General features: G+C 34.4%; 22 protein-coding genes. 18 read left to right on the plus strand and 4 right to left on the minus strand.

Features of this window, described 5'->3' with window-relative positions; all coding sequences use genetic code 11:
• Positions 1-657 carry a hypothetical protein gene (locus CGC48_RS10560; protein ID WP_098029536.1) on the minus strand — a complete coding sequence of 219 codons (657 nt, stop codon included), beginning with the start codon at positions 655-657 and terminating at the stop codon, positions 1-3.
• A gap of 392 nt (positions 658-1,049) precedes the next feature.
• The gene (locus CGC48_RS10565; protein WP_098029537.1) at positions 1,050-2,072 is read right to left on the minus strand and encodes an aldose epimerase family protein; all 1,023 of its coding nucleotides are present in this window, start codon (positions 2,070-2,072) and stop codon (positions 1,050-1,052) included.
• Positions 2,073-2,204: 132 nt separating this feature from the next.
• Here CGC48_RS10565 and CGC48_RS10570 point away from each other — a divergent pair, with 132 nt between their 5' ends.
• The 7 genes from CGC48_RS10570 to CGC48_RS10600 all read left to right on the plus strand — a co-directional run bounded on the left by CGC48_RS10570 (position 2,205) and on the right by CGC48_RS10600 (position 7,590).
• Complete coding sequence (locus CGC48_RS10570; RefSeq protein WP_026193978.1) at positions 2,205-2,495, plus strand: DUF493 family protein; 291 nt, start codon at positions 2,205-2,207, stop codon at positions 2,493-2,495.
• A 45-nt stretch (positions 2,496-2,540) separates the two neighbouring features.
• Entirely contained in the window at positions 2,541-3,206 is a 666-nt protein-coding gene (locus tag CGC48_RS10575) for a DUF4290 domain-containing protein (protein WP_197063396.1), read from the plus strand.
• Positions 3,207-3,208: 2 nt separating this feature from the next.
• Positions 3,209-4,519 carry a UDP-N-acetylglucosamine 1-carboxyvinyltransferase gene (gene murA / locus CGC48_RS10580; RefSeq protein ID WP_098029538.1) on the plus strand — a complete coding sequence of 437 codons (1,311 nt, stop codon included), beginning with the start codon at positions 3,209-3,211 and terminating at the stop codon, positions 4,517-4,519.
• A 38-nt stretch (positions 4,520-4,557) separates the two neighbouring features.
• Positions 4,558-5,178 (plus strand): uridine kinase, encoded by a 621-nt coding sequence (udk, locus tag CGC48_RS10585; protein ID WP_098029539.1) that lies wholly within the window; start codon positions 4,558-4,560, stop codon positions 5,176-5,178.
• The gene (locus CGC48_RS10590; RefSeq protein WP_098029540.1) at positions 5,178-5,486 is read left to right on the plus strand and encodes a septum formation initiator family protein; all 309 of its coding nucleotides are present in this window, start codon (positions 5,178-5,180) and stop codon (positions 5,484-5,486) included. The genes udk and CGC48_RS10590 overlap by 1 nt, the downstream gene beginning before the upstream one ends.
• 13 nt (positions 5,487-5,499) lie before the next feature.
• Entirely contained in the window at positions 5,500-6,348 is an 849-nt protein-coding gene (locus tag CGC48_RS10595) for a glycosyltransferase (protein ID WP_098029541.1), read from the plus strand.
• Positions 6,349-6,438: 90 nt separating this feature from the next.
• A complete protein-coding gene (locus CGC48_RS10600) occupies positions 6,439-7,590 on the plus strand; it encodes a cysteine desulfurase family protein (protein ID WP_098029542.1) in 1,152 nt (383 codons plus the stop codon).
• A 73-nt stretch (positions 7,591-7,663) separates the two neighbouring features.
• On the opposite strand, the gene CGC48_RS10605 is transcribed toward CGC48_RS10600, so the two are convergent.
• Positions 7,664-8,902, minus strand: a complete 1,239-nt coding sequence (locus CGC48_RS10605; RefSeq protein ID WP_098029543.1) for an MFS transporter — start codon at positions 8,900-8,902, stop codon at positions 7,664-7,666.
• 342 nt (positions 8,903-9,244) lie between these two features.
• Here CGC48_RS10605 and pfkA point away from each other — a divergent pair, with 342 nt between their 5' ends.
• The 11 genes from pfkA to CGC48_RS10660 all read left to right on the plus strand — a co-directional run bounded on the left by pfkA (position 9,245) and on the right by CGC48_RS10660 (position 18,315).
• A complete protein-coding gene (gene pfkA, locus CGC48_RS10610; RefSeq protein ID WP_098029544.1) occupies positions 9,245-10,234 on the plus strand; it encodes a 6-phosphofructokinase in 990 nt (329 codons plus the stop codon).
• An 88-nt stretch (positions 10,235-10,322) separates the two neighbouring features.
• Positions 10,323-10,796: a DinB family protein gene (locus tag CGC48_RS10615; protein WP_098029545.1), complete on the plus strand. Its 474-nt coding sequence runs from the start codon at positions 10,323-10,325 to the stop codon at positions 10,794-10,796.
• Positions 10,797-10,906: 110 nt separating this feature from the next.
• Positions 10,907-11,908, plus strand: coding sequence for a type I glyceraldehyde-3-phosphate dehydrogenase (gene gap, locus CGC48_RS10620; RefSeq protein WP_013997127.1), 1,002 nt, complete (start codon positions 10,907-10,909; stop codon positions 11,906-11,908).
• Between the two features lie 69 nt (positions 11,909-11,977).
• Positions 11,978-12,829, plus strand: a complete 852-nt coding sequence (locus tag CGC48_RS10625; protein WP_098029546.1) for an N-acetylglucosamine kinase — start codon at positions 11,978-11,980, stop codon at positions 12,827-12,829.
• Positions 12,830-12,948: 119 nt separating this feature from the next.
• A complete protein-coding gene (locus CGC48_RS10630; protein ID WP_098029547.1) occupies positions 12,949-13,713 on the plus strand; it encodes a C40 family peptidase in 765 nt (254 codons plus the stop codon).
• 13 nt (positions 13,714-13,726) lie between these two features.
• Entirely contained in the window at positions 13,727-14,077 is a 351-nt protein-coding gene (arsC, locus tag CGC48_RS10635) for an arsenate reductase (glutaredoxin) (RefSeq protein ID WP_098029548.1), read from the plus strand.
• A 63-nt stretch (positions 14,078-14,140) separates the two neighbouring features.
• The gene (locus tag CGC48_RS10640) at positions 14,141-14,980 is read left to right on the plus strand and encodes an outer membrane beta-barrel protein (protein WP_098029549.1); all 840 of its coding nucleotides are present in this window, start codon (positions 14,141-14,143) and stop codon (positions 14,978-14,980) included.
• 115 nt (positions 14,981-15,095) lie between these two features.
• Positions 15,096-15,797 carry a 4-hydroxy-tetrahydrodipicolinate reductase gene (gene dapB, locus CGC48_RS10645; protein WP_098029550.1) on the plus strand — a complete coding sequence of 234 codons (702 nt, stop codon included), beginning with the start codon at positions 15,096-15,098 and terminating at the stop codon, positions 15,795-15,797.
• A gap of 26 nt (positions 15,798-15,823) precedes the next feature.
• Positions 15,824-16,648, plus strand: coding sequence for an HAD family hydrolase (locus CGC48_RS10650; protein ID WP_098029551.1), 825 nt, complete (start codon positions 15,824-15,826; stop codon positions 16,646-16,648).
• Positions 16,649-16,682: 34 nt separating this feature from the next.
• On the plus strand, positions 16,683-17,933 hold the full coding sequence (locus CGC48_RS10655) for an ABC transporter permease (RefSeq protein WP_098029552.1): 1,251 nt from the start codon (positions 16,683-16,685) through the stop codon (positions 17,931-17,933).
• Positions 17,926-18,315, plus strand: coding sequence for a thiol-disulfide oxidoreductase DCC family protein (locus CGC48_RS10660; RefSeq protein WP_098029835.1), 390 nt, complete (start codon positions 17,926-17,928; stop codon positions 18,313-18,315). Before CGC48_RS10655 ends, CGC48_RS10660 begins: the two co-directional genes overlap by 8 nt.
• Positions 18,316-18,413: 98 nt before the next feature.
• Here CGC48_RS10660 and CGC48_RS10665 read toward each other — a convergent pair whose 3' ends face one another.
• Entirely contained in the window at positions 18,414-18,767 is a 354-nt protein-coding gene (locus tag CGC48_RS10665) for a heavy-metal-associated domain-containing protein (protein ID WP_098029553.1), read from the minus strand.
• Between the last annotated feature and the right edge of the window lies 1 nt (position 18,768).

Consider the following 18,768-nt stretch of genomic DNA (forward strand, 5'->3'; position numbering starts at 1 on the left):
TTATTTCTTGATTTTTGATTTTACTTCCAATAACTCATAAGATACTTCATAGGGAGTAGCTTTAGTTGTCTTTTTTACTTTTAGAATATATTCATTTCCTGCTTCAAAATTAAAATTTTTAATTTCTTTCAGAATCAAAATAGTGTTTGTTTTTGTATTTGTGCAGTAAAGAGCATCATAAACCTTTGGAGCACCATCATTTTGCAGATCGTAAGGGAGTGTTGGAGAAAATTTAACCAACTCGTTTCCTACTTTTAATTCCAACTCTTGCTCAGTATCTTGGGTAATGACTTTTTCTTTTTTGATTTGTTTCAATAGCACATATTTGATAGGAGATACATCGGCAATTACGTGTTTTCGTATCCAGATTTTTTTGGCTTCGTATATGTATTGGTAGCCTCTTTCAAAATTAACAGATTCTATTCCGTCTATGTGTGTATGGAAAACGTCTTGTTTTTTATTATTGTCACTATCCGAAAAGACAATGTTTTCCGTCCAAGTAGTGGATAATACGTGATGTCCGTACACAGTTTCTGGATAAATTGTAAATTCTACAACCTTTTCTATGTCTTCGTCACCTTCTCTATTAATAGTTTTTGAGCAACCAATTGCACAAAAGCTTAAAAGCAAAACGATTAGTAAATTTGTTGTTTTCATTTTATTTGAATTTTATATGTTATCCTTAAAATATTTTTCTAAAAAATGAAACTTCTTAGGTAAATGCTCAAAGCTTCAAAACGTGTGTTTTCTCCAATCGGGAAAACCCCGAAGTCCTAAAACGTGTGTTTTCTCCAATCGGGAAAACCCCGAAGTCCTAAAACGTGTGCTTTCTTCATTCGGGAAACCCCCGAAGCCTTAAAACGTTTGTTTTCTTCATTCGGGAAACCCCCGAAGCCTTAGAACGTTTGTTTTCTTCAATCGGGAAACCCCCGAAGCCTTAAAACGTGTGTTTTCTTCTATCGGGAAAATCCCGAACCTTCACAACGCGTGTTTTCTTATTTCGAATAAATGTCCGAAAGGCAAAAACTTTCATTTTTAATTCTGAAAATTTATGCTATTTCAATGAACTTAAAAATAGTAAAATGTTTGTATTCCTCCTGCGGATTTAACTGCGTGGATTGAAACTGCGGATAGTTCAACGCATCGGCAAAACCTTGGCATTCAAAGCATATTCCTGCATTCTGCCCAGTAGCTTTTCTGTTTTTGGGGTGTAGTTCAGGCACATAATATCCGCCATAGATGTGGAGTACGGGGTGATTGGTACGCACGTCCATACGAATACCACTTTCGTTGCAAATGAGCGACCCAACGGTTTCTTCTTCCGAAACCTGACGCGGAAAGGCATTGTCAATATCGGGATGTACAAGGGTAGGCTTACGATAATCCCATTGTGTGCCTTCCACCAAGCGTAATTCACCCGTTGGAGAATAATCAGGATTTAGCGGAGAAACTCTGTCGCCATTAATCTGTAAATGATGATTTAAAATATTGCTGGAATCGGTGTTCAGGTTAAAATAAGCGTGTTGGGTTAGGTTCAGGATAGTAGGTTTGTTGGTAGTTCCGTAATAATCCACTCGGAGTTCGTTTTCATCAGTAAGTGAGTAGGTTACTTCTGCGGTAACTTCGCCTGGGAAGCCTTCTTCGCCATCGGCAGAAATGTATCGGAAAGTTATAGACGGAATTGGTTCATCTTGTACCGAAACGACTTCCCAAACTTTGCTGTCAAAACCTTCAAAACCACCGTGTAGTTGTGCTTGGTTGTGGTTTACGCTTAGTTGGATTGTCTGTCCGTTGAGGGTTGTTTTTCCATTTTTGATGCGTCCAGCATTTCTCCCGATGATTGCTCCAAAATACGGATATTCTTTGCGATAATCTGCACTTAGGTATTCTTCCAACGTGTCAAATCCGAGAACGGTTTGTATGTGTTTCCCGTCTTTTGGGAATTTAATGGAAGTGATGATACCGCCAAAGTTGGTTACTGATACTTCCATTGTGTTTTTATTGGTTAAGGTAAAGAGTGTTACCTGTTTATCGTGGTGTTTTCCAAAAGGTTTTTGTGTAATATTTTTCATTTTCAAAAATTTTGACGAATGTACGAAAATTTTGACAGAGTACAATGTTTTTCTGTTCAGAAATGACCAAAAACAGAAAATATTTTTTCTCTTCTGATGAAAACTGCTATCTTTGCAAAAAAAGTTTTAATGATGAAATCAGAGCAAGAATTGGCTGAATTTTACGAACGTTTGAAAAAAGAATTGGAGGAAACAACTTCTTTCCCAACCTCGTATTTGTACAAGTTTATCGTACCAACCGACGCCCAAAAAATAGAAACGCTTAATTCTGTTTTTGAGAAAACAGATGCTGAAATAAAAACTCGTCCTTCTTCGAATGGAAAATATACAGGAGTTTCTGTGACTATTCTTTTGCAAAATCCAGACGAGGTAATCCATTACTACAAGGAAGCAGGAAAAATAGAAGGAATTGTTTCCTTGTAAAGATTTGATAATTACTGAAACACAATGCTGAATAATCAGAAGAAAATGGAAAATCAAGATACACAAAATATGTTCGAAAATATGGGGTTGGAATACAACACAGAACGAACGCCTTTGATAATTCCTGAATATGGAAGGCATATACAAAAAATGATTGAGAAAGCCATAACGATTGAGGATAGGGAAAAACGTAATAACACGGCAAAAAGCATCATAGCTGTAATGGGAAATATGTTTCCTCATTTACGAGATGTTCCTGATTTTCAGCATAAACTATGGGATCAGTTATTCATTATGTCAAAGTTTCAGTTAGATGTAGATTCTCCTTTTGAAAAACCAACTTCTGACGTATTGATTAAACATCCTGATACTCTTCAGTATCCGCAAAATCATCCAAAATACAGATTTTATGGCAATAACATAAAGAAAATGATTGAGGTTTGCGTTCGTTGGGAAGAAGGGCAGCTAAAAGAAGCATTAAAATATGCAATCGCTAATCATATGAAAAAGAGCTATTTGATTTGGAATAAAGAAGCTGTTGAAGATGAAGTAGTTTTTCAGCATTTGTATGAATTAAGCGATGGTAAAATTGACCTAACTGAAACAAAAGAATTTCTGACAAATAGTAATGAACTCATCAAAACCAAGCAAAACTTAACGAAAAGAAATTCAACTCAAACCAAAAAAAATAAAAAAACTAAAAGCAGTTAATTATGGGTGTATTTAAAATAGAAGGAGGACACACGCTGAAAGGCGAAATAACTCCGCAGGGAGCTAAAAACGAGGCACTTCAGGTGTTGTGTGCGGTTTTGCTTACAAACGAAAAAGTAACAATACATAATATTCCTAATATATTAGACGTTAATAAGTTAATTTCATTGCTTGAGAACTTGGGAGTGAAAATACAAAAATTGGGCAAGGGTTCGTATAGTTTTCAAGCAGATGAGGTGAATTTAGAATATTTGAAATCAGAGGCTTTTCAGTCTGAAGGACAGGGGTTACGAGGCTCAATTATGGTTGTGGGACCTCTGCTTACACGTTTTGGAGTAGGTTACATTCCTCGACCAGGCGGAGATAAAATTGGTCGTCGTCGGTTGGATACACATTTTGAGGGATTTATAAAATTGGGTGCAAATTTCAACTATGATAAAGAAAACCAGACATATAGCGTAACTTCAAATCGACTAAAAGGAGCGGATATGTTGCTCGATGAGGCATCAGTAACTGGAACATCAAATATTATTATGGCTGCGGTTTTGGCAGAAGGAACAACAACCATTTACAATGCTGCCTGTGAGCCTTACGTACAGCAATTGTGCCGAATGTTGAACATAATGGGTGCTGATATTCAAGGAATAGGCTCTAATTTTTTGACAATTAACGGAGTAGAAAAGCTTTCAGGTTGCACACATACGCTTTTACCCGATATGATTGAAATTGGTAGTTGGATTGGATTGGCAGCGATGACTCAAAGTGAGATAACTATAAAAAATGTAGGCTGGGAACATCTTGGGCTGATACCTAATGTTTTTCAGAAATTAGGAATTACCCTCGAACGCCGCGGAGATGATATTTATATTCCTGCTCATACTCAAGGATATGAGGTTCAGAATTACATAGATGGTTCCATTTTGACTGTTTCCGATGCTCCTTGGCCAGGCTTTACTCCTGATTTGCTGAGTATTATATTGGTGATGGCTACACAGGCACGTGGAGAGGTATTAATTCATCAAAAGATGTTTGAAAGCCGTCTGTTTTTCATTGATAAACTGATAGATATGGGAGCTAAAATCATTTTATGTGACCCACATCGAGCTACGGTAATTGGTAATGACTTTAAATCTCCGTTGAAAGCTACTTTGATGACTTCTCCTGATATTAGGGCAGGAATTGCTCTGTTGATTGCAGCTCTTTCAGCTAAAGGGACTTCAACCATCTATAATATAGAACAAATTGACAGAGGTTACGAAAACATTGACGAGCGTTTAAGGGCTTTAGGAGCAAAAATAATACGAGTAAATTAACAGAAAATCAAAAATTTATATATAAATAAAAAATCAAAATGCTAATCATAGGAATTACGGGAGGAACAGGATGTGGAAAAACAACCGTTGTAAATCAGATAGTTAAAGAGTTGTCGGGAAAAGAAGTAACAGTAGTTTCGCAAGATTCATACTATCGGGATATGAGTCACTTACCTTATTCTGAAAGAGTTAAAGTTAACTTCGACCATCCAAGTTCTATCGATTTTGATTTACTAAAACAACATTTGATTGCTCTTAAAGAAGGAAAATCAGTAGAAAGCCCCGTGTATTCATTTGTGGAACACAACCGAACAGGCGAAACTATTTTGATAAATCCTACGAAAGTAATTATTGTTGAAGGAATTTTGATTTTTTCACACGCAGATATTCGTAGCCTATTTGATATCAAAATTTATGTTCACGCTGATTCTGATGAGCGATTGATTAGACGTATTAAGAGGGATACTACCGAAAGAGGCAGAGATGTGGAAGAGGTTTTGAATCGTTATCAAACTACTTTAAAACCAATGCATTTGCAATTTATTGAACCCACAAAAGAATATGCCGATATTATTATTCCTAACAATAAAAGAAATAATGTAGCTATTGGTATTATAAGAACCATTGTTCACAATCGAATTTCTCAAACTGTTTCCTGATGAAATCTATTTTTCGATACATCGCACTTTTGAAAGGGTATAAGCTATACGCTTTTATACTCGTTTTTTTCTTTGTATGGATGGCTTTCTTCGATGCAAATTCTTTATTGACACACAGGGAATTAAATAAAGAAATTAAAAAATTGAACAAACAAAAACAGTTTTTGGAAAAGGAAATAGAAAAGGATAAAAAAAGTTTGAAAATCCTCAATACTGATGAAGGTAAGGAAAAAATGGGAAGAGAGGCATATTATTTAAAACACGATAATGAGGAAATCTTTATAATAGAATACGATACAATAGATTGAAAATTAAAGTTATATGAACTTCGGAATTGTTATTCCAGCCCATAATGAAGGAGATTTCATAGAAAAAACGTTGGAATCTCTTTTTAAACAAACAAAAGCACCTTCACAAATCATTGTAGTTGACGATTGTTCCACTGACTTAACACCTCAAATTTTAGAAAAAATTAAACTAAAAAATCCTTCCTTAGTAATTCTTCGCAGAGAAGAGGGAGCTACGCATTTGCCTGGGAGTAAGGTAGTTCGGGCGTTTAATTCAGGTTTGCCTTTTCTGAAAGATGATATAGATGTAATTTGTAAGTTTGATGCGGATTTGGTTTTTTCTCCTGATTATCTTGATATTTTAGAAAAGCATTTTACTGAAAATCAGAAAATAGGAATGTGTGGAGGTTTCTGTTATGTAGAAGAGAATGGTGATTGGGTTTTGGAAAGTTTGACGGACAAAGATCATTTGCGAGGTGCGGTGAAAGCTTATCGGAAAGCCTGTTTTTCAGATATTGGGGGACTAAAAACTGCAATGGGCTGGGATACAGTTGATGAACTTTTAGCTCGTTTTTATGGTTGGGAAGTGAAAACCGATGAAGTATTGAAAGTCAAACATTTACGTCCTACAGGAGCTGGTTACAATTTAAATGCTCGTTTTCTGCAAGGAAGTGTTTTTTATCGTTTGCGTTATGGTTTTTTGCTTTCTGTTTTGGCCTCGGCAAAGTTGGCTTTCAAAAAGAAAAAATGGAGTTTATTTAAGGATTATTTGCGAGGATATTTTAAAGCAAAACGTGAAAAACAAGAATTTTTGGTAACTCCTGAACAAGGAAAATGGATTAGACATTACCGATGGAATAAAATTCTCACAAAGATTTTTTGAATACACTAAATTTTTATAGCTTTTGGCAATAAACTTTCGTCTTTTTTAATGTATCAAATTGTTATCTTTGCGGTAAAATAGATTTTTTTAATGAATCCTACAAATAGAATATATTTTGATAATGCTTCAACAACACAACTATTTACTGATGTAATAGAAGTTTTAAATCAAACATTTTCAGAATTTTACGGAAATCCATCATCAACACATAGCTTTGGACGTTCTGCAAAATCATTGATTGAAAGTGCAAGAAAAACTATCGCCAAAGAATTAAAAGTTCAAGCATCTGAAATCATTTTTACATCGGGTGGAACAGAAGCTAATAATTTGGTTTTGAGAGCTTGTGTACGTGATTTAGGAGTTCAAACCATTATAACGTCTCCTATAGAACATCATTCGGTGTTACATACTGTACAATTACTAAAATTAGAATATAATATTGATGTTCATTATGTCCATTTAACTGGAGAAGGTGATGTTGATTTGAACCATTTGGAAGAACTTTTACAACAAACAAAACAACAGAAAGGTTTGGTCAGTTTAATGCACGTTAATAATGAAATAGGAAATATTCTTCCTGTGGAAAAAGTTGCTGAACTTTGCAAGTTGTATGGAGTTTATTTTCATTCGGATATGGTGCAGTCTGTTGGGCATTTTCGGTTGAATTTGAATGAACTTTCAGTGGATTTTGTAACGGCTTCGGCTCACAAATTTCACGGGATTAAAGGAGTAGGATTTGCTTATATCCGAAAGGGAATTGACTTAAACGGACTTATATTTGGTGGAGAGCAGGAGCGAGGTATGCGTGGAGGTACCGAACCTTTGCATAATATCGTGGCAATGGAAAAGGCTTTTTCGCTATCTTATAAAAATCTGGAAGATACTATTTTATATCTATCTGAATTGAAGAAATATTTTATCAAAAGGATAAAAGAAGTATTTCCTGATGCATTATTTAACGGAACGTCTGCCGATTTAAGAAAAAGTACACATACTATTATAAATGTGGGATTTCCTTCTTTAAAACAGAAGAACGAAACACTTTTGTTTTATCTGGATTTAAAAGGAATAGCTTGTTCAAAAGGGAGTGCCTGTCAAAGCGGAAGCACGCAAAACTCACACGTTCTGACCTCTTTTCTTCCAGAAGAACACCTGAAGATACCTTCACTTAGGTTTTCATTTTCTCAATTTAATACAAAACAAGAGATAGATAGTTTTGTGACTATATTAGGCACATTATAGTTTAACTTAGAAGAAATAAAAAAACCGATGACTTATTGTCATCGGTTTTTTACTTGTAAATATAAAAATCAAACTATTTTTTACCAACTTTGTGCCCCGCCATACCATAATATAGTATAAATACAAAACAAGGTAGACAAAGCCAATAAGCGTTTTGCATTCCGTAACTATCTTTTAGCCACCCGAAAATAAGCGGAAGCACAGCACCCCCAGCAATCGCCATAGTTAAAAGAGAAGCTCCTGTTTTGGTGAATTTACCCAATCCGTCCATAGCCAAAGGCCAGATGGCAGGCCACATTAGTGAGCAACCCAAAGCCATAAATGAAATAAAGTAGATTGAGTACTCAGCTGGAGCGAGTCCAACAGCTATTGTACCAAAAATAGCCAACAAAGAGCAAATTTTAAGTGCCGCAGACTGGGAAATATATTTCGGAATAAATAAAGCACCACAAATGTAACCAATAATCATTCCGATAGAAGGAATAAAAGCCGCCACTTTAGCGATTTCAATTCCAAATAATGAAGCCACCTTAACTCCGCTTTCTTCAATATCTTTTGCATAATCTACCATAGTTGCTAAAGAAATGGTTTCAACTCCCACATAGAAGAATAAAGCTAAAACTCCTAAAAGCAAATATGGAAAATCAAGGATTGAGTTCTTTCCACTACCTTCGCTAAGGTTACTTTCAGTAGAGTCTTCATCCTCTCCAGCTGCTTTTACCTCAGGAAGCGGAGCCATTAGTGAAACAACTCCTAAAAGCAAAAATACTCCAACAATAATGTAAAAAGGTAATTGCAAGTCAGCTGGAGTTACGTTTTCAATACTTTTTCCAATAATAAAAGCCAAGAAAAGTGGTGCAATAGGCCAAGCCAATTTATTACAAATTCCCATTATACTGATGCGTTTCGCAGCACTTTCAATAGGTCCTAAAATTGTTGTATACGGATTTACTGAAGCTTGTAGATAAGCATTGGCAGCACCACTAACAAAAGAGGCTAACAAAAAGATATAAAAGTTAGTTGCTGTAGCAAAAATTCCAAAAGCAATGGCAAAGAGTAAAAATGAAAAAGCCATTGTTTTTTTATACCCGATTTTTTTTATCAGCATCGAAGCAGGATATCCAAAAATTAAAAATGGAATAAAAGTAGCAGCTAAAAGCATATAACTTCCTGCAGATGAAATATCTAAAGTTCCTTTTAAAACAGGAATCAGATATGAATTAATCCCCAGAGCAAACCCAATGGAGAAAAACATCAGCCCGATGAACGCCAACGGAACTAAAAAACTTTTTGAAGATTCGTTTGTTTGCATATTAAATTATTTTAATTGGTTATGAACAATGTTTAAAAATTCAGCTGACTAAATTAATACTTTTTTATTGATGGAAAAAGTAATTCAGTATAAAAATGTATTTATAAAATAAGAATTTATTTCTAAGTTATTTATAATAAGTTGTTTGTGACTTTTATGAATTATGTTTTCTATTTTGAAAGAAGAAAAATTAGAATATAATTTAATAAGATGCTTAACTCCTTAATTGTGATGTAATTACTAAACTCTAGTGTGTACTCATATTAAAAAAGTGAAAAAAGTGGGGTTATTTCAAAAAAAAATTGTAATTTTACCTCGCAAAAAAAATAATGTATATATTAAATGTCAGAAAAAAAGATTAAGAAAATAGCAGTTTTAACCTCTGGTGGTGATGCTCCGGGAATGAATGCTGCCATCCGTGCAGTAGTTCGTACGTGTGCGTATCACAATGTTGCCGTTTTGGGGGTGTATCGTGGTTATCAAGGAATGATTGAAGAAGATTTTGTAGAATTGAATGCTCGTAGCGTTCGTGATACCATCAATAAAGGAGGAACTTTCTTGAAATCAGCACGTTCTAAGGATTTCCGAACAAAAGAAGGTCGCCAAAAAGCTTACGAAAATCTTAAAAAACACAACGTAGATGCCTTAGTAGTCATCGGTGGAGATGGTTCATTTACAGGGGCTTTGCTTTTCAATGAAGAGCATAATTTTCCAGTGATGGGAATTCCTGGAACTATTGATAACGATATTTATGGAACAAGCCATACCTTGGGTTACGATACCGCACTTAACACAGCGGTGGAAGCTATTGACAAAATCCGCGACACAGCAAGTTCTCACAACCGAATGTTCTTTATTGAGGTTATGGGGCGTGACGCTGGATTTATCGCACTAAATACGGGTATTGGTGGTGGTGCTGAACGAATTTTAATTCCAGAGGAAGATACACCTATTGAAGAACTTCTGCAAGATATTGAAGAAGGACACGCTAAAGGAAAAACTTCTAACATCATCGTGGTTGCTGAAGGAGATAAAACGGGTAAAAATATTTTTGAATTAAAAGAATATGTTGAGAAAAAACACCCAGAGTACGACATTCGTGTGGCCATTTTAGGACATATGCAACGTGGTGGAGCTCCTTCTTGTTATGACCGTGTTCTTGCCAGTCGTATGGGAGTGAAAGCGGTAGAAACGCTTTTGGAAGGAAAATCGAACTATATGGTAGGAATCAACAATGATGTAATTGACTTGACTCCGCTCGAAAAAGCCATCAAAGGTGGAAGCAAGTTGGATATGGAACTTGTTCGTGTAGCAGAGATTATGAGTATTTAGTTTCTCGTAATTCAGAAGATTGTTTTTATGCAGAAATATCACACATTTAACGTAGATAATTAGGCAATAATTTTATTAGGATGTAAAAATGGTAGAGTTAGTTACAAAACAAGAATGGTTAGACAATTGGCAAATAAATCGCCGATTAACTCGCAAGGTAATTGAGGCTTTTCCTGAGAAGGAATTGTTTGAATTTTCCGTTGGTGGAATGCGTCCGTTTTCAAAAATAGTTGATGAATTGATCTATCTTGGTGTTATTGCTCTTAGACAATTTTCTGAAAATGAAATAATTACTTTTGAAAATCACGATAATTATGCCGGAAAAACCAAAGCCGAGATTCTGTCAAATTGGGATAAACTTACCGAACAAATTAATACATTTTTTGCCAATACTTCTTTGGAGCGTTTTCGTGAAGAGTTTAACGTGTTTGGAATGTTTAACTATCCGATTATTCATAATTTAGATTACCTTTTGCAAAACGAAATTCATCACAGAGGTCAAGGATATGTTTACTTGCGAGCATTGGGCATTGAACCGCCAACATTTTATAGTGAATTTTAATAAAAACAATAGAATTTAATAAGGATTTTCAAAATTGAAAAAAATATAAAGATTGTAACATAAAAAGCTAATTGCTAAAAATAATTTAATAACAAATAAAAGAGATAATTATGTCAACATTAAAAATTGGAATCAACGGATTCGGACGTATCGGGCGTCTTGTGTTTAGAGCGGTTTACGAAAGACCAAATGTAGAAATCGTAGGGATTAACGACCTTCAAGACGTAGAATACATCGCTTATCTTTTAAAATATGATTCAGTTCACGGAACTTTCAAAGGAAACGTAGAAGTAAAAGACGGAAACTTGGTAGTTGATGGAAAAGTGGTTCGTATCACTGCTGAAAAAGACCCAGCAAACTTAAAATGGAATGAAGTTGGAGCTACTGTAGTTGCTGAATGTACAGGTATTTTTACTACATTGGAAAAAGCTCAAGCTCACATTAATGCAGGTGCTAAAAAAGTAGTTATTTCTGCTCCATCTGCTGATGCTCCAATGTTCGTAATGGGAGTTAACCACAAATCAGTAAAACCAACTGACAACATCGTTTCTAACGCTTCTTGTACAACAAACTGTTTGGCTCCTATCGCCAAAGTTATCAACGATGCTTTCGGAATTGAAGAGGCTTTGATGACAACAGTTCACGCTACAACAGCTACACAATTAACTGTTGATGGTCCTTCTAAAAAAGACTGGAGAGGTGGTCGATCAGCACTTATCAACATCATCCCTTCATCAACAGGAGCTGCTAAAGCGGTAGGAAAAGTTATTCCTGAGTTGAACGGAAAATTAACAGGTATGGCGTTCCGCGTTCCAACAGCTGACGTTTCAGTAGTGGATTTAACAGTTCGTACTAAAAAACCAACTTCATTAGCTGAAATTAATGCTGCTATGAAAAAAGCTTCAGAAGGTGAATTGAAAGGAATCTTAGGATATACTGACGAATTAGTTGTTTCTCAGGACTTTGTAGGCTGCAAAAAAACATCTATCTATGATGAAAAAGCAGGTATTGCATTGAGCGACACTTTCTTCAAAGTAGTTTCTTGGTACGATAACGAAGCTGGATACTCTAACAAATTGGTTGATTTGGCAGAGCACGTAGCTTCTTTATAATAAAAAATAAGGCTGTTCGTTTTTTTCGGATAGCCTTTTTTAAGTGTTTAACTTAATTACATTAAGATTATGATTTTAATTGTTGATAGTGGAGCTACTAAAGCGGATTGGACAGCTTTGGACAATAACGGAGAGAAACTATTTGTTACACAGACCTTAGGATTAAATCCTGAAGTAATTGATGAAGAGGTTTTTGTAGAACGTGTTACCACTAATAAGGAACTTGCTGAAAATAAAAATACTGTTTCGGAGATTTATTTCTATGGGGCTGGTTGCGGTACTGAACGTATGTGGACTTTTGTAGAGCGTACTCTAAAATCTATTTTCAGAAATGCAAAAATAGACGTGAAAGAAGACACCTTTGCTGCGGTTTATGCTACCACTAATCCTTCCGATAAAGCTATCGTTTGTATTTTAGGAACTGGTGCTAACTGTTCTTATTGGAATGGTGAAAAGCTAATTCAAGCGGTTGATTCTCTGGGATATATAATGATGGATGAATCCAGTGGAAATTTCTACGGGAAAAAATTAATCAATGATTATTTCTTCAAAAAAATGCCAAAAGATTTGGCTGAAAAATTTGAGAAGGAATATGATTTGAATTCTGATGTTATTAAAAATCATTTATACAAATTACCTAACCCAAATAGTTATTTAGCTACTTTCGCAAGATTCGCCGTAGAGAACAAGGAGCATAAATATTGTCGTCAGATTATAGAAAACGGAATACAACTATTTGTTGACCACTGGATTACACAATACGAAGCCAGATATGAAGTGCCAATCAATTTTGTAGGAAGTATCGCTTTCTATTTACAAGATATTCTGAAAGAGGTTCTTACAAAAAATAATTTGAAGTTAGGAACAGTTTTACGTAAGCCAATTGATGGATTAGTTGCGTTCCACGTTAAGAATAGATAATATCATAAAAGTCAGGATTTTTTCAAAAATGATATAAAAACACCTGATTTTAAAAATTTTGAATAAAAAATAAGGAATTATATTTGTTTATGTTCCTTATTTTTTATTTTTGCAACATAATGAGTATGAAAATATTATATACGCCTTACGGAATATGCCATTTAAGTGTGGTTCCTGTTCGCTTAGAGCCTTTTGAAGGTGCTGAGATGATAACCCAATTGCTTTTTGGTGAATTGTTACAAGTGATTGAAACGCAAGAAAACTGGAGTTTTGTTCGAATAATTTTTGATGGAACAGAAGGGTGGGTTTTGAATAATCAGTTTACAGAAATATCTGATAAAGAATATCGTAAAGTTCTCAAAAAGAAAGACAAATACGCACATCGTTTGGTAACTAAATTGCGGTTAAAAAACGCAGAGAATTCATTTTTGTATGTTCCTAAGGGAGCCACTTTTTCATACAACTATTTGTTAAATGCTTCACAATCAACACAGAAATCCTCTGGTGATGGTGTTATCTCAACAGCATTTGAATATTTGAATGTTCCTTATCTTTTGGGAGGAAGAACGCCTTTTGGTATTGATGCATCGGGTTTTGTTCAAATGGTTTATAAACTAAACGGAATCAATTTGTTACGAACTCCAGAAAAGCAATCCAAGCAAGGGGAATTAGTGGGGTTTATCGAAGAAACAATTCCTGGTGATTTAGCTTTCTTTGATGATGAAGAAGGAAATATCACGCACGTTGGAATTCTGTTGGGGGATAATCAAATCATACATTCTTATGGGAAAGTTCGTGCTGATAAATTAGACCATATAGGAATTTTTAATTCTGAAATTAGAAATTATACACATAAATTACGTTTGATGCGTAGAATACTTTAAAATATTTACCAAAATGATAAAAATATATCATAATCCGAGATGTTCAAAATCTCGTTGCGGTTTAGATTTACTTAAGGAATCAGAAAAAGAATATGAAATTGTGGATTATATGAAAAATCCGCCGAAAAAAGAGGAAATAGTTGAGATTTTAGCAAAACTAAAAATTTCTCCATTGGAACTAGTTCGGAAAAATGAATCAATTTGGAAAGAAAATTTTAAAGATAAAACGTTAACCGATGAGGAAATTATTCAATTAATGGCAGATTATCCTCAACTTATTGAGAGACCAATAGTTATTGTTGGAGATAAAGCTGTTATTGGAAGACCAACAGAAAAAATAAATGAGTTGTTAAGTATTTTTTAAGATATCTGTTTGGAATTTTCATTATTTTTTATAGGTTTGCACAAACGTATAAACATTTAAATAATGAAAAGAAATTTTTTATTGGCTGTAGCTGTGATTTTTGGAACAGCGGTTTACGGACAAGCGTATGTTTCAGTAAGTGGTGGCTACGGATTTGAAGCTCACAAAAAAAAGATTGGAGAACAAGTAGCACTAACGGGAGTTGCATCGGATTTAGAAGGAAGTTTTGGTGTTGGGTTTCAAACACAATTAAGAGGAGGATACTTCTTCAATAAAAGATTGGGTGCAGAATTGGCAGTTGGTTATTTGCATGGAAAATCAACCACAACTTCAAAAACTCCTGTTTCTGAGTCAATTTCTAAGTCAAATGTGTTCGGAGCATCATTGTCTGCTGTGTTCAATGTCACTGAAAATATTTATTTACGTGCAGGAGGAGTTACCAAAGTGGGAGGCTCATCAAAGATTAATACAGATATAGATTTGACTTCATTTTCTATGCCAGCAAAGGCTGCAGTGACTTCAAAAACAAGTGGAAAAATGCCTTTTGGGTTTATTGGCGGATTGGGTTATAAATTCAAATTAACTGAGAAACTTTCTTTCTTTGTTGAAGGTGAGTATATTAACATAAATGTTGCCCCAGATAAGTTGAAATTGGATAATTTTAACGGGACATTCGGAGGGAAAAACGTTTCATCAAAAGAATTTTTAGGGAATGTGAATACTACAATAGAAAGATTATCAGGTTCTCCTTCTCCTGAGCATAAGGCACTTGTGGAGAAAGCTAAACCTTTAGTAACCAAGCTTTCTACGTTATTGCAAGAAGATGAAGTTTCAGTAGCAAATCAAGATAAGTCACCTTATTCTTCATTAGGATTCAATTTTGGTTTGATCTTTCATTTCTAAGATTTTGAAAATAACATATCAAAAAGAGGTTTTTTTAAAAAGAACCTCTTTTTTTGATTTTTACGGGTGAGTAATGTATATTTGTAGCTGTATTTCAAAATAAAATAACTTACAGATGAAAATAGCTTTACTTGGGTACGGGAAAATGGGAAAAACCATAGAGAAATTAGCTTTAGAACGTGGTCACGAGATAGTTCTAAAAATAGATGATTCAAAAACCTCTTATGATATTTCTGTTGCTGATGTTGCAATTGAATTTAGTACTCCTGATAGTGCTTTTGGTAATATTGTGAGTTGTGTTCAAAAGCAAGTTCCTCTGGTTGTCGGAACTACGGGGTGGTTAAAGAATTATGATAAGGCAGTGGAGATTTGTAAGGAATATCGGGGAGCATTTTTGTATGCTTCCAATTTTAGTATAGGGGTAAATGTGTTTTTTGCTTTAAACAAGAAATTAGCAAAATTGATGGCTCCCTTGAAAAATTATGATGTTTCAATAGAAGAAATCCATCATACACAGAAATTAGATGCTCCAAGTGGTACAGCAATTACCTTAGCTGAAGGAATTATTCAAAATTCTGATAAAACAGCTTGGAAATTAGGACAGGCAGGAACAACTGAAATATCCATTGAAGCTAAACGTATTGAAAACGTGCCAGGTACGCATATCATAACTTATGAGAGTCAGGTAGATACCATTGAGATTAAGCATACGGCTCACAGCCGTGAAGGGTTTGCTTTGGGTGCCATTTTGGCGGCTGAATGGATTTTGGGCAAAGAGGGTGTATTTTCAATGACAGATGTTTTGGGAATAGATTAATTTTAGTTGATTATAAATGATTGATAATGAATTGTAAAATTATTTTTTCAGATATAGATGGAACACTTTTGAATGGGGAACGAACTCTTTCGGAGACAACTATTTCGGAAGTTAAAAAAGTAAAAGATAAAATACCTTTTGTTTTGGTTTCTTCACGTATGCCTAAGCAAATGAGTTATTTGCAAAAAATGTTAGATACGCTTCATCTTCCAGTTATTGCATATAACGGAGCGTTGGTTTTAGACCAAGAAAAAGTATTACATTCAACAGAAATAAATCTCGAACTAATTGAAAAAATAATATCATATAATGAAGAGAGGTTTGATGGCAAAATTCATATAAGTTTGTATCACAATGATTTGTGGTTTGTTCCGGAATATGACTTCTGGGCGATGCGTGAGGAAAACAATACAAAAGCAAAACCAGATGTCCTTTCCAATAGAGAAGTGCTTGTGGAATGGAGAAAACAAAATATTGGAGCTCATAAATTAATGCTTATGGGGGACCAACGCCTGATTGAACAAATGTTTGCCTATTTGAATGATAATTTTTCTGAAAAATTGCATATCTACCGAGCTAAGGATACGTATATCGAGGTTGCAGACATAAAAGTTTCAAAATTAACAGGAATTAATGTACTTCTGAACCAAAAATACAACTATACCTTGAAAGAAGCAATGGCTTTTGGTGATAATTACAATGATATGGAGATGATTCAAGGTGTTGGTTATGGAATTGCAGTTGCAAATGCTCGTGAGGAAGTGAAAAAGGTAGCTTACGGACTTACATTTCACCATAAAGAAGATGGTGTAGCAAAGTATTTATTCTCTTTCTTCAAAGATATTTTATAACTAATTTTGAATTTAAAAATAAAATTCGCACAAAATGTCTGTTCGATTTGTTGTAATACGCGAAAATATAAGAATTGCTATTGAGTCTATCAAGAGTCAGTTGTTGCGTACTATTCTGACAATCTTGATTATAGCAATTGGTATTACTGCTTTGGTAGGAATTTTGAGTGTGATTACAGCTTTGAGAAATACCCTTGAAGGAAATTTTTCACAGATGGGAGCAAACACATTTTCAATTTCAAGATACGAATTTGAACAACGGGCTCAAGGTAGTGGTGCCAAAGAGAAAATAAATCCGTTAATTACTTACCAAGATGCACTGATGTTCAAAAAAGAATTGGACAATCCGTTTGCTAAAACAAGTATTTCTATTTTCTCTGCTTCGGGAGTGGAAGTGAAGTATGAAAACCAAAAAACTGACCCTTTGGTCAATATACTTGGAGTTGATGAAAATTATGTAACTAATTCAGGATTAGAACTTGAAGCAGGAAGAGACCTTACTACTTTGGATATTGAAAATAATGCCAATGTTTGCATCATTGGTGCTGATTTTCAGAAAACTCTTTTGAAAGATATCAATCCTATTGGAAAAGTAATTTCAGTTCGTGGGCATAAGTTTACTATCGTTGGCGTTTTGAAATCAAAAGGTTCAACCTTTGGTAATTATGAAGATTTGCAAATACTTCTACCATTGGGGATTGCACGTTCCTCTTTTACAACTCAAGTGCCTAATTATCAGATAAAAGTGCGGGTAAGTGACCAACAGAAAATAGACGCAGTTATGGATGATGCTATTTTGGTAATGCGTAATATCCGAAGCCTTAGACCTTTAGATGAGAATAATTTTGGAGTGGAACGCAGTGATGATTTACTACATCGTATTGCGAATATTACTGGTGGAATTGCTATTGCAGGTTTTGTAATTGGGTTGATAACTATTTTGGGTTCATCAATTGCATTGCTTAACATTATGTTAGTCTCTGTAACAGAACGCACTAAGGAAATTGGAATACGAAAAGCCTTAGGTGCTCACAGAAAGGCAATTACGATGCAATTTTTTACCGAAACAATAATAATTGCTCAATTAGGAGCTGTTTCTGGCATTGTTTTAGGAATAAGCTTGGGATATTTTATATCAAAAATGGCTAAATTTGAGTTTACAATTCCTTGGATGGTAATTTTTGTAGCCATTTTAATAGCTCTTGTAGTTTCTATAATTTCTGGTTTGTATCCAGCTATAAAAGCCTCAAAATTAGACCCTGTTGAAGCCTTACGCTATGAATGATTCAATCCTTATTTTCGACGGAGATTGTATGTTCTGCAATCGAATGGCTTATTTTTTAGCAAAAGCAGACAAAAAAGATTACTTCAAATTTGTATCCAGCATTTCAGAAAAAGGAAAACAAATTATAGAGGAGAATAACTTGCAAGAAATGGTTGATAAAACAGTGATTGTGAGAGTGGAAGAGAAATTCTATTTTAAATCACAAGCGGTATATCATTTTCTGAAAATAAGTAAAACATTTCCTGTTTTTCGTTTTTTGATTTGGATATTTCCTACATTTCTGACAGATTTCTTTTATGATATCATTGCCAGAAATCGAAAAGAAATTATCAAAAGTAAGTGTCCAGTTCCAAAACCTGAAATTAGAAGGAAGTTTTTATAAATGATTGTAAAGAAATAATGTTTAGAATAAAAAAACTCAGAAGATAGAAATTCGTTTTCAAATCTTCTGAGTTTTTCATTTATTTTATTAGAAAAGAGTTATTTTTTTTCTGGTAGTCGTTCATACAAACAACAGTGATGCAAATTCTCGTATGTTTTATTATCTGCACGTTCCTCCCCAGCATCGTGACCTATTTTAGCGATAGCTTTTTGAACATCTTTTACTGAACATTTGCGTTCATCAATAACCACTTGAATATTCCCGCTTTCCACGTTCCAAATGGCACTTTTTACGCCCTTAATAGAATAAGCAGCCTTTTCGATACGTTTTTTACACATTTCGCAATTTCCTCCAACGGCAAATTCAGCTTTTTTATTTTTGTTAGGTTTTTCTTGAGCGGCAATTAGTCCAACAGAACAAAATAGTACCATTAAAATTAAAAACTTTTTCATT

The organism is Capnocytophaga cynodegmi, from assembly GCF_002302475.1.
In the GTDB taxonomy this organism is placed as follows: domain Bacteria; phylum Bacteroidota; class Bacteroidia; order Flavobacteriales; family Flavobacteriaceae; genus Capnocytophaga; species Capnocytophaga cynodegmi.

Excerpts from the sequence above, each read along its gene's own strand:
- CGC48_RS10560 (WP_098029536.1), bottom strand. The coding sequence starts at position 657 with ATGAAAACAACAAATTTACTAATCGTTTTGCTTTTAAGCTTTTGTGCA.
- CGC48_RS10565 (WP_098029537.1), bottom strand. The coding sequence starts at position 2,072 with ATGAAAAATATTACACAAAAACCTTTTGGAAAACACCACGATAAACAG.
- CGC48_RS10570 (WP_026193978.1), top strand. The coding sequence starts at position 2,205 with ATGAAATCAGAGCAAGAATTGGCTGAATTTTACGAACGTTTGAAAAAA.
- CGC48_RS10575 (WP_197063396.1), top strand. The coding sequence starts at position 2,541 with ATGGAAAATCAAGATACACAAAATATGTTCGAAAATATGGGGTTGGAA.
- murA (WP_098029538.1), top strand. The coding sequence starts at position 3,209 with ATGGGTGTATTTAAAATAGAAGGAGGACACACGCTGAAAGGCGAAATA.
- udk (WP_098029539.1), top strand. The coding sequence starts at position 4,558 with ATGCTAATCATAGGAATTACGGGAGGAACAGGATGTGGAAAAACAACC.
- CGC48_RS10590 (WP_098029540.1), top strand. The coding sequence starts at position 5,178 with ATGAAATCTATTTTTCGATACATCGCACTTTTGAAAGGGTATAAGCTA.
- CGC48_RS10595 (WP_098029541.1), top strand. The coding sequence starts at position 5,500 with ATGAACTTCGGAATTGTTATTCCAGCCCATAATGAAGGAGATTTCATA.
- CGC48_RS10600 (WP_098029542.1), top strand. The coding sequence starts at position 6,439 with ATGAATCCTACAAATAGAATATATTTTGATAATGCTTCAACAACACAA.
- CGC48_RS10605 (WP_098029543.1), bottom strand. The coding sequence starts at position 8,902 with ATGCAAACAAACGAATCTTCAAAAAGTTTTTTAGTTCCGTTGGCGTTC.
- pfkA (WP_098029544.1), top strand. The coding sequence starts at position 9,245 with ATGTCAGAAAAAAAGATTAAGAAAATAGCAGTTTTAACCTCTGGTGGT.
- CGC48_RS10615 (WP_098029545.1), top strand. The coding sequence starts at position 10,323 with ATGGTAGAGTTAGTTACAAAACAAGAATGGTTAGACAATTGGCAAATA.
- gap (WP_013997127.1), top strand. The coding sequence starts at position 10,907 with ATGTCAACATTAAAAATTGGAATCAACGGATTCGGACGTATCGGGCGT.
- CGC48_RS10625 (WP_098029546.1), top strand. The coding sequence starts at position 11,978 with ATGATTTTAATTGTTGATAGTGGAGCTACTAAAGCGGATTGGACAGCT.
- CGC48_RS10630 (WP_098029547.1), top strand. The coding sequence starts at position 12,949 with ATGAGTATGAAAATATTATATACGCCTTACGGAATATGCCATTTAAGT.
- arsC (WP_098029548.1), top strand. The coding sequence starts at position 13,727 with ATGATAAAAATATATCATAATCCGAGATGTTCAAAATCTCGTTGCGGT.
- CGC48_RS10640 (WP_098029549.1), top strand. The coding sequence starts at position 14,141 with ATGAAAAGAAATTTTTTATTGGCTGTAGCTGTGATTTTTGGAACAGCG.
- dapB (WP_098029550.1), top strand. The coding sequence starts at position 15,096 with ATGAAAATAGCTTTACTTGGGTACGGGAAAATGGGAAAAACCATAGAG.
- CGC48_RS10650 (WP_098029551.1), top strand. The coding sequence starts at position 15,824 with ATGAATTGTAAAATTATTTTTTCAGATATAGATGGAACACTTTTGAAT.
- CGC48_RS10655 (WP_098029552.1), top strand. The coding sequence starts at position 16,683 with ATGTCTGTTCGATTTGTTGTAATACGCGAAAATATAAGAATTGCTATT.
- CGC48_RS10660 (WP_098029835.1), top strand. The coding sequence starts at position 17,926 with ATGAATGATTCAATCCTTATTTTCGACGGAGATTGTATGTTCTGCAAT.
- CGC48_RS10665 (WP_098029553.1), bottom strand. The coding sequence starts at position 18,767 with ATGAAAAAGTTTTTAATTTTAATGGTACTATTTTGTTCTGTTGGACTA.